Source organism: Zooshikella ganghwensis DSM 15267, from assembly GCF_000428585.1.
Taxonomy (GTDB): Bacteria; Pseudomonadota; Gammaproteobacteria; order Pseudomonadales; family Zooshikellaceae; genus Zooshikella; species Zooshikella ganghwensis.
Genome location: NZ_AUAF01000149.1, coordinates 1 through 10,345, shown reverse-complemented (window position 1 = coordinate 10,345; position 10,345 = coordinate 1). Strand labels below are relative to the sequence as shown.

Here is a 10,345-nt window from a genome sequence, read left to right as displayed (position 1 = left end):
TTGCTTAAAAAGTAGAGGATTTGACTTAGAAAGCACGCATTTACAGGAACTAGATCGTCTCGAAAAGCTATTTTTTGTTTGTGCTTTGGCATTAGCATGGTCATTCAAATTGGGTATATGGCAAAATAGTCTTAAGCCACTGAAGCTTAAAAAGCATGGCCGAAAACCGAAAAGTTTATTTCGTCTAGGGCTTGATTACTTACACAGGGTATTAGTAGAAGGAAGTGTTAACCTGGCAGTATTTCGGCACTCCCTGAAAGTTTTGTCCTGTACATAGGGCGAAAACTTAGATTTTAAAATTGTGGTGGAAGTTGCTGGTAATAATATCAGTGATGGGCAACGCTTAAGTTTAAGTAAAGACAGCCAGGGACGTGAGTTGTTACAAAATCCTCAGACGGTCACTGGAGAACCCACCAAGCATCGAAGCTTAGTATCGTTTAAAAAAATACCAGAAGATCCACGCAGCATATTTTTGCAAGTCGCCATGAAAGGAGAACCGCCTCTGCGCTTAAAGCTGCTGGATAATGCAGCTACTGTTGATGAAAAACAGGAAAAAGAATGCTGGGAGCATATCCTTATTCCCCTGAAGCCACTGGGCTATATCACTGATGCACTACGACGGGATCAAACTGATATCTTACCTGATGGCGGCTGGGTCTATGTTTTCTGGAAAGGTAAGCTATGGCGTGAGCTAAAAGTCATTAAAGGCGTCAACTTTCGTGATGTTCGCGTTGAGTATTATCGGAACCAGCGCCATGGACAGATAATCAAAGTGGATGGTGACTTACGCCCCGCATAAGGTGTACAACTAAACACGATTTGGGTGCCTTATAAACTCAATGGTGAAGTTCAACAAGCCGCAAATGGTGTCTATTTATTGTTCAGTATGACGCAGTGGAGCTGGGATAAAATCAGTGAGTTTGAAAGTGACACAACAAAGTTACAACAAGAAGCAACATCGGTTGACCAACTCACAAGCTACGAGCAAGAGCAGCACTTTGATCATCCAACAGGGGCAGTTGGCCCTATAGCTAAGGCCCTGACCAACCAAACAAAAACAGAAGAAGAACAGGAGTTAGATGAACAAGCCATCCCTCGCATCAGCAAGCATCCAAAACTGCTAGACCGACAGCGCAACACTAAAATACCAGCGGTTTACTTAAAAGCGATCGATAAACGATTAATTATGCACTTTGAAACAGACTGTCATGCCCCCATTGATCGTAACGACCTTTTTGAGTTACGTACCAACAATGGTTCATGGCAACATGCCTCAAAACCAACCTTAAAAACGGCAGAAGCCGTTGATGGCACCCAAAAACAATGGATTGAGCTTATTTTTCATGATGTACCTGAAGGACAAAAACTTAATTTACAGCAAACCAGTCGGGTAGAAAACGAAACGCCCTTTATTATTATCAAAGAAAAAACCTACGAAGAATTACGTTGCTCTGCACCCAAAATGCCTATGTAGTCATGTCACTCTACTTTTTTGTAGGTTTAATCAGAACCTGTTCTTTGGCTAGATCAGGTTCCTCACAGTGTTCAAGTATCTTTGCTCGTAAGGTGTCACGCAGGCATACCACTGCTGCAAAATCACTACCTTTGGGCATAACAGGATCACCAAAATGAACCGTAATACGTCCTTGCCTTGGAAACCATTGCCCACCTCGTAAAATTGTGCGAGTACCGCGAAGGGTTAGAGGTATTACTGGTAAACCTTCCTGGGCAGCAACCTGAAATGGACCCAAGTGAAATGCAAGCAGGCCTGGCATTCTTGTCAGTGTCCCCTCTGGAAAAGACATTATACGCTGCCCCTCTCGTGCCACCTGACTCTGTCGCTTAGTATCTTCCACACCACCTGCTGCCTGAGTTCGGTGCGCAAATAATGCACCTAAACGACGTAATGCCGGTCCCGCAAAAATATGTCCGGACAATTCAGCTTTAGCAACAAAGGTAATTTCACCAGGTATTACTGCAGTTATAACCAGTGCATCCAAGTAACTTGAGTGATTTGCAACCAAAACCACCCTTTCGCTGGGTACTCTTTCCTTGGTAAGCTCTGAGCCAGCTTTAGGCCGGGCTGTATCTCCAACCAAAGAGTCATCCCTAACAAGTTCAAGGGGAATACCTACCAGGAGGAAAAACAAGCGGCTGGCGATATGTACAACTCTGTGCCGCCAGCGGCGCCTGGGCAATACCATGACCAGCCCCCAAACCAAGCTAGACATTACACCAAGAACACCCCACCAATAGCCCGCGTAAGATAGTGCCATGAGTCGCAAGTTTATCCGTCTGATCCGACTACCAAAACTTGATAGCGTTAATGCCACCAACTGCAACCAAAGTTGTTTTGGCTTTGCAGCCAAAGCGCCTGCCTCAAACAGTGCCTTGGTCGCTGCTCGGCGAATCTTACCACTTGAGGTTTTGGGGATAGCACGAGGGGGAACAAACTTGATGATGTCCAGCGGAACATCAAGGGATGCCGTACAAACTTCTGTAATCTTATTACTCAGCTCTGTCAAAGCCGGACTCTCTGTTAGTCGAGTCTCAACCACTAGCACGAGCTGCTCTGTGCCTGACTGGGAGTCTGTACTTGCGATCGCAGCCACACACCCTTTGCGTACGCCCGGTAGTTGACCCACCAGCTCTTCAATTTCATGAGGATAAATATTTCGGCCTGCCTTAATAATGATATCCTTGACTCGCCCAGTGATATAAACATCACCGTGCCCAATATAGGCTAAATCTCCAGTTTCTAGCCACTCCCCTGAAAACAGTGCTGCCGTTTTGGCTTGATCCCTGAAATACCCTGCTGTTGCTGAAGGTCCTTTAAACTGAAGCCTACCCTGCATTCGTTCAGGCAACTCATGACCTGCATCGTCCACAATCCTTATCTGGTGTCCAGTTAAAGGTCGCCCACAGGCCACTATACTGAGTGGCGTTGGGTCATCCGGTGCTGCGGGAATTACCGCACCCCGACGAGCAAGGGCTACCCGATCAATATGGTCAATCACAGGGCCACGCCCTACAGGAGGAAATGCCAGTCCAACCGAATTTTCAGCCAATCCATAAACGGGTGTCATAACCTCAGGCTTAAACCCATAACACGCAAAACGCTTGCTAAAGCGATCAATGGTTAAGGGGCTCACCGGTTCTGCACCATTAATCATTAAGCGCAGTGAACTCAGATCGACTCTCGTCATATCTTCGTCCCGAACATTTTTACAACATAATTCAAAGGCGAAATTCGGCGCCACTGACAACGTACCACGTACACGAGAAATTGCGCGCAACCAGCGCGATGGGTCAGCAAGAAAAGCCAAGGGCGGCATAATGAAAACAAATACACCAAAGTACAAAGATCCAAGCCAGGCACCAATTAACCCCATGTCATGATAAAGCGGCAGCCAGCTTACAAACACATCAGTCGAATTAACCTCCAAAGCCTCTCCCATCCCACGAATATTAGCCAGTAAATTGGCATGTGATAACACTACTCCTTTAGGATCACCCGTACTACCAGAGGTAAACTGGATAAGTGCCGTCGCCTTAGGATCAGCAGGCACTGGCATTTCGATATGACCAAAGGCTTTTAGGTCAATAACCGCTTTGATATCACGAAGACTTGAGACTAAACCAAATAACAATACCCCGACCTGATGTAATTCATCTCCCACAATAAGGATGGTTGCCTCAGCTCTTTTCAAAATTCCTGCTTGCCGGCGCAAATGGTCTTCAACCTGAGACTGGCGTAATGGCGGGTAAAGCGGCACAGGGACACCACCCGCATACAAAATGCCAAAAAAAACTTCGAAAAAATCAGGCTTCGTGACCAGCATAACGGCTACCCTATCCCCAGGTTCCAGGCCATGCTCTAACAGCCCCTGGGCAATGGTCAGAGCAGCCTGGTGCAATGCGCCATAGGTTAAAGGTTGCTCTTCAGCATCATTTTGCCAAACTTTCAGATGGCATCGTTCAGGATGGGTTGCCGCATGAAAACACAGGACCTCAACAAGTGTGGATGCTGTTACAGGCTCTTCAATTTTTGGCAAACGGGTTTGACTTACTAATGAATCACTGGCCTGCTCCAGTTTTCCCTTTGGTTTAGCCAGTTGCAAGGCATCAAACAGGTCTTGCAATGTTGTGGCGGTGCTGAGCAGTTCTTCCGGCAAATGCACCTTAAAAGCCCGGTCTAATCGCACCAGCAGCTCTGCTCTCCCCAAGCTATCAAGGCCCAAGTCACTATCCAGATCACTCTTCAAGGTGACATGTTGTAAACGGCCCAAGTGCGGATGTAACTCCTCTGCCAGCTCACAGGCGATTTGAACTAATAACCGCGCTATGTCATCACTCAAATCGTCTTGCCAGTCATGTTTGTTAGAATCTGCTTCGCTCGCCATTCCACTCGTTCAACCCTGCTTAATACATATCTACAGTGTAACCCCCCTCTTCAATCACGCACCTGAATCATACAAATTTTTAAGTTTAGAAGTGCCCTTAATTTATTCGTATTTATAAATGAGGAGGCTTGGTTACCACATCCTTGCGGCAAACCGTTAGAGAATGGATTAATCTGCCGTATTTTCAATTTTTTATTTTAAAACAACTGGACAGTCGGTATTATCCCTTATTAGCTGGCTTGCATTTTAGATTTTTTCACTATTTTGCTTATGAGTACTTAGGTATTTCTAATAATAAAAATTCTTGGGGTGAACACGGTTTGACGCGTTGCTTAATTTCGGCAACTAATCAAAGGAGTTAATATGTCAGCACTAAGTAAAAAAATAAGTAAAACGTTTTCCTTTATTGGCCAATGCTTTACCTTTTTATTAGTACCTTATTCTGGAGTATTTGCAGACACAATGACAGTGGGAAGTAATTCTGGCAGTGATAGTTTGAGTTTCAATGGAAATACAGCAACTGTATCAGTACCAGATGTAGATGCTCAATATCGTTCTTATACACTATCAACCACTGAAAATCTTAGAGACAATATCCCAGCCACTAATTCATTGACTATTAATGAAGGCAATAGTGATATTATCATCCGCAGTGGTGACTTGCTTTTTGATGCGCTATTTTCCTTGGCGCTTCATGAAAATGACGAAAACTCAGTCTCGGAAATTTCCGACAATGCATATAATCAAGGAAATCCCATTCAAGCACCTCCTGGCGGTTACTTCGAGACTGGCCGAAAATGGACTTATGTTTGGACCAGAGATACGGCTTATGCCGTCGATTTAGGATTAGCGCTTATTGATCCTATACGATCTCGTAACTCTTTGGCGTTTAAGTTATCTGATCGCCGTGATATCAGTGGCGCACCGGAAATTATTCAAGATACTGGAACGGGAGGCTCCTGGCCGCTTTCCACCGATCGAGTAATCTGGGCTATTGGTGCTCGAGAAGTTTTACGACAGTTAATAGGTTCTGCAAGAATACATTTCCGTGACACAGCATATGCAGCAATGGTTAACACTATTGCATCAGATCGTTTAGTGGTATTCGACCCTAACGATGGTTTATATACTGGAGAGCAGTCATTCTTAGACTGGCGGGAACAAAGCTATGCTTCATGGACTGCAGAAGATACTGTCCATATTGGCATGAGTAAATCACTCTCCACTAATGTCGCCCACTTTATTATATTAGAATTGGCGGCTGACTTAGCCTCAGAAAAAGAATTAACCCATGAAGCTACTCAATACCAAGCCTGGGCTAATGATTTAAAAACGGCTATTAATGCTAATTTCTGGTTAACCGATAAAGGATTATATGCGGGTCTAATTGGCTCTCCACTCGATTCATCTGCCATAGAAAAATATGATTTATTAGGCTTATCTTTGGCGATTATTTCGGGCGTTGCTGATCAAGCAAAAGCTGAGCAAATTATGGCTAACTACCCTCATTCAGAAGTTGGTCCCCCTGTTATTTGGCCCCAGCAACCCTTTACCCCAATCTATCATAACCGAGGAATCTGGCCATTTGTGACTGCTTATTCATTACGTGCAGCTAAAGTAGCACATAATGATTCGGTAATTACACATAATGTGATGTCTTTAATTAATGGCTCCGCCATTAATTTATCGAATATGGAAAACTTCGAATTTACCAGCCTGGGTAATTATGTTGAGGATGGCAAATACAGCGGTCCCGTCATCAACTCTCAACGACAGCTCTGGTCGGTAGCAGCGTACATAAGCATGACCTTAGATATCATCTTTGGCATGGAAACTGATGAATCAGGCATTCGCTTTTTACCCTTCATCACCAAAGATCTTCGTACTAATTTGTTCAGCAATTCCTCTCGTTTAGCACTGTCAAATCTGAACTATAAAGGAAAAACTATAAATGTGCTCATTAACCTTCCAGATACTGACGGTTTTACGGGTGGGTATTATGACATCCAGTCGATTCAGCTCAATGGGTCAACTATTAGTACTGATTTTGTCAGTGAGTCTGCCCTTCAATCCAGCAATGTTTTTGAAATTACACTAACCCAAGGACCAACGCGCTCTAAACCTATGACCATTGTCAAAGACACGGGTGATTGGCGAGAATTCTTTGCTCCCCGAGAACCTAGTATAGAGGAAGTGACTGAGTCTAATGGATTATTGACCGTTAACTTTACTGCCAATGGTGAAAAATCGGTCGTTTTCAATATTTATCGAAATGGTAAAGAAGTAGCCAGCGGCATTAATACAACATCTTGGACTGACCCAAATTCATCAAATTATCATAATGAAGTCTATCTCTATTCAGTAGAAGCAGAATTTACCAGCTCTGGACATGTATCTCATCATAGTCGTGCTGATGCTTTTTGGCCCGCTAATACAGTTGAAACCATTACCTTTGGTGACGCAAGATTAGTTTCTTTGGATGGTGCTTCTAGTGAGCTAAACCATGGAAGATGGCATTTTAATAATTGGGGAGAGCCCCATGAAGTTCTTGAAGTGCAGAACTTCAGCCCAATTCGCAGTGGAAATTATTCTCTACAGGTAATTTATGCCAATGCCATGGGTCCTGTTAATACAGGAGTTACTGCCAGTGTTAAACGCATTGAAATTTTCAATAGCGCAAATGTTAAGATTCATGAAGATGTGGTTTATATGCCCCATTTACCTAAATGGGAAACATGGAGTGAGTCTTCTTTAATCAATGAAGTATTCTTAAATGACAGTGAAGTTTACCAAATTCGAATTTCAGATTACCGAAACATGTCTTACTTTGAACACAACAGACTCTATAATCTAGCCCCTGGCCAGAGTGAAAATCCCATAAATAATAGAGCAAACATTGAGGGTATAAAGTTATTATTTTTGAATAATATACCCAATACGAGTGGTTTTTAGGTGCGGCCATCGAGTGACGAAGCCCCATGAGCCTATATTAATAGGTGATTGCGGTGAGGAGTGAAGATAACAAAACCTAGAAATCATTCGTGAAGGTTATAACTAAACTCTACCTATAACCTTTAAATAGTTAATACAGGCTGCGCTAGTTTAGGCAGCCTTTTTTATCCTCCCCTTTACAAGAAATAAAATTTTAAAACTGCTCAAATTGTCAATATTTAGTAAAATAAGACAACCGCCTTGACAGTCAAGAGCACTAATTTGATAAATACTCACTAAAAAACGCTAACCAACCATCTCAGCCAAACCATAACCATATAATTTTAAATTAGTTTTTTTAAAAAATGATTTTCAAGATCAAAGGCTAATTAATCTTTAATCATAAGACTAGCAAATTCATTATAATGCCTTTAGGATGTGTCAATTTTTGCCGTACAATCAGTAAAATTGACAAATATCAATTTTATTTTCCATTATTTTTTATTCTGCTGTAGAACATTAAAGATTGTGCCACAAAAATTAGAAAACACGACATCGACATTGACAAACTTCATGCATAACACCACCCTTCATTTTCTGGGTTTTGGTTTTTCAATCTGAAATACCTTTCAAACGTATTCAAACTGTGAAGCACGTAAAATAATTATTTCCAAGAGGAGAAATATTGATATGTGTAGCGGTATTGTAAAACTTTCAAGAAATACAGAAAATGCGCCAAAAAGTTCTCTATTTACACAAACTGTAGCTTTTTCCCATTACAATAATATTTCAGCGCAATTACCTGTCGATGCTAATACCGGCAAAATCGTAACGGGTGGAATAAAAGAGCAGACAGCTCAGTGTTTGCTCAATATTAAAGCCATTGTAGAAAGCATCGACCATGCTATGTCCGATGTAGTTAGAATCAATGTATACCTTAAAAACATTACTGATATTGACGCTGTTGACGAAGTTTATGCAACATTCTTCCAAAGCTATCTTCCTACCCGAACAGTACTTGCCGTTGCAGCTTTACCTATGAACGATGCATTGATACAAATGGATGCCGTTATTACCAATGGTGAAGGCTCAGGCACACAAGCACCTTGCGATCTCGTAAAAATTGTAAGAAACACAGAAAATGCGCCAAAAAGTTCTATATCGACACAAACTGTCGCTTTTTCACATTACAACCATATTTCTGCTCAATTACCTATCGATCCTAAAACAGGTAATATCGTAGCTGGCGGTGCGAAAGAGCAAGCTGCACAGTGCCTGAAAAATATCAAGGGAATTTTAGAAGGTATTGACGTTCCTTTTGACGATATTGTTAAAATCAATATTCATCTCAGAAACCTATCAGATATTGAAGTTGTCAACGAAGTTTATACAACATTTTTCCCAGACTCTGCTATCGCTAGAACCTTAGGTTATGTTCCTGCGCGCTCAGTTGTTGTTGTTGAAGGTTTACCTATGGATGCTTTGGTACAAATGTATCCCCTCGGGGGACGTGCGTGACTCGCCCTAGCCTTTGCTGTTAGCCTTTTCCTCCATCATTAATGGTTCAGGAGAAGCGCCGTGGAAACCGATTCACCCACAGATATCCCTTTAACACTGGAAGCGGTCAAGGCTAAGTTTGAAGCCTGGCGGCAGCGTCCTAACCCCCGTAAACCCTTTCCTAATGCATTATGGCATGATGTCTTTCGACTGCTGGCGCAGTATAAACTCACGAAGATATTAACGACATTACGTCTTACCCGTGCTCAGTTTATGCATAAGCGTGCGGTGTTATTAGGGGAACCCGATTGTCTTGCAGATAAAGCGCCACCTAAGCCTTCGCCATCCCGTGCATCTGTGGCGACTGATTTTATTAGCGTGGAGCTTGCCACGACAGGTGTGGTCAATCGTCAGGATAACAAGCCGTCAGCATCACCCATGGTGTTTGGGATTGAATTAACCCGTCCTGATGGCACGGTCTTAAAAATTCATCAATTACCGACCAGTGCCGTGGATGCATTAATTCATCATTTTATTGCGTAATTATGTTGCAATTAACACCTCATCATCGTTTATTATTAGCGGTGAATCCCGTGGATTTCCGTAAAGGTATCGATAGCTTAATTGCACTGTGTCAGCAGCATTTAAATGAAGATGCGTATAGCGGGACTATTTTTGTCTTTACCAATAAACGACGGATTGCGGTTAAATTATTAGTCTACGATGGCCAAGGGTTTTGGTTATGTATGAAACGCTTTTCACAAGGCCAATTAAAATGGTGGCCTAAAGCGGACACGCGCACGTACACCCTCAATGCACAAGCCTTACAGGTGCTGCTGTATCAAGGCCATCCACAGCGCGCAGCCATGAGTGACGACTGGAAGCCCGTTGGCGCTCAATAATGTTGTGTATTTTTTTAATGAATTTAATTTCGCATTATTTTTTAATTAAGCCGCTAAATCCTCTTGGGGGTTATTAATTATGTTTAAGGTTTCCTGATAACACCACGGTAACCATTGCTTAGGTGATTGTTTAACGTATTGCGCATGGATTTGTAGATCGGTTAAATAATCAATGGGATTAATGCCATTCTGTAATGCGGTATGAATCACCGACATGAGGACACTCCCTACATGACCGCCATTAAGCGTTTTATAAAACAGGCTATTATTGCGTACCCGAATGGCTAGCTTTAAGGCCCGTTCGACGCGGTTAGTATCCAAGGGCACACCTTCATAGGTTAAAAACCGTGTTAGCGTTTGCCAATGCTTTAACCAATAGCGGTAGCTTTTGCCTAAAGGGCTATTAGGTTCAGCTTTACGTTCAACTACTTGCTGTTCCATCCAGGCTTTGAGAGCGGCCATCAATGGGCCACTGTGCTCCTGATGATACTTCAGTCGATCTTGGGGAGATAAGTTAGCCTGTTGGCACTTGTCTTCGTGGGCGTAGACGGCACTGATGGTATCCAGAACCCTTGTGGCTTGGTCAGGATAATAGCTTTCTAAATCGATAAA

The 10,345-nt window shown here is 42.8% G+C and carries 8 protein-coding genes and 1 pseudogene; 7 read left to right on the top strand and 2 right to left on the bottom strand.

Going from position 1 to position 10,345, the window contains the following annotated elements; all coding sequences use genetic code 11:
• From F607_RS35265 to F607_RS0121435, 3 genes and pseudogenes are all read left to right on the top strand, one after another.
• Positions 1-277, top strand: a pseudogene (locus tag F607_RS35265) (IS4 family transposase); the annotation flags it as partial.
• 24 nt (positions 278-301) lie between these two features.
• A complete protein-coding gene (locus tag F607_RS0121440; protein WP_157365557.1) occupies positions 302-799 on the top strand; it encodes a hypothetical protein in 498 nt (165 codons plus the stop codon).
• A 24-nt stretch (positions 800-823) separates the two neighbouring features.
• On the top strand, positions 824-1,474 hold the full coding sequence (locus F607_RS0121435; protein WP_027709714.1) for a hypothetical protein: 651 nt from the start codon (positions 824-826) through the stop codon (positions 1,472-1,474).
• 10 nt (positions 1,475-1,484) lie between these two features.
• Here F607_RS0121435 and F607_RS0121430 read toward each other — a convergent pair whose 3' ends face one another.
• A complete protein-coding gene (locus F607_RS0121430) occupies positions 1,485-4,403 on the bottom strand; it encodes an AMP-binding protein (RefSeq protein WP_051311722.1) in 2,919 nt (972 codons plus the stop codon).
• A 363-nt stretch (positions 4,404-4,766) separates the two neighbouring features.
• Here F607_RS0121430 and F607_RS31010 point away from each other — a divergent pair, with 363 nt between their 5' ends.
• The 4 genes from F607_RS31010 to tnpB all read left to right on the top strand — a co-directional run bounded on the left by F607_RS31010 (position 4,767) and on the right by tnpB (position 9,733).
• Positions 4,767-7,355 carry a glucosidase family protein gene (locus F607_RS31010; RefSeq protein WP_051311721.1) on the top strand — a complete coding sequence of 863 codons (2,589 nt, stop codon included), beginning with the start codon at positions 4,767-4,769 and terminating at the stop codon, positions 7,353-7,355.
• Between the two features lie 669 nt (positions 7,356-8,024).
• Positions 8,025-8,852 carry a RidA family protein gene (locus F607_RS31005; RefSeq protein ID WP_084611365.1) on the top strand — a complete coding sequence of 276 codons (828 nt, stop codon included), beginning with the start codon at positions 8,025-8,027 and terminating at the stop codon, positions 8,850-8,852.
• A gap of 60 nt (positions 8,853-8,912) precedes the next feature.
• Complete coding sequence (locus tag F607_RS0121415; protein WP_027709712.1) at positions 8,913-9,374, top strand: hypothetical protein; 462 nt, start codon at positions 8,913-8,915, stop codon at positions 9,372-9,374.
• A gap of 2 nt (positions 9,375-9,376) precedes the next feature.
• Complete coding sequence (tnpB, locus tag F607_RS31000; RefSeq protein ID WP_038292005.1) at positions 9,377-9,733, top strand: IS66 family insertion sequence element accessory protein TnpB; 357 nt, start codon at positions 9,377-9,379, stop codon at positions 9,731-9,733.
• Positions 9,734-9,778: 45 nt separating this feature from the next.
• On the opposite strand, the gene F607_RS30995 is transcribed toward tnpB, so the two are convergent.
• A partial coding sequence (locus F607_RS30995) for an IS66 family transposase (RefSeq protein WP_051311720.1) occupies positions 9,779-10,345 on the bottom strand: 567 nt, incomplete at its 5' end.

Bases quoted from the DNA above. Each gene is read 5' to 3' on its own strand.
- F607_RS0121430 (WP_051311722.1), bottom strand. From the start codon at position 4,403: ATGGCGAGCGAAGCAGATTCTAACAAACATGACTGGCAAGACGATTTG.
- F607_RS31010 (WP_051311721.1), top strand. From the start codon at position 4,767: ATGTCAGCACTAAGTAAAAAAATAAGTAAAACGTTTTCCTTTATTGGC.
- F607_RS31005 (WP_084611365.1), top strand. From the start codon at position 8,025: ATGTGTAGCGGTATTGTAAAACTTTCAAGAAATACAGAAAATGCGCCA.
- tnpB (WP_038292005.1), top strand. From the start codon at position 9,377: ATGTTGCAATTAACACCTCATCATCGTTTATTATTAGCGGTGAATCCC.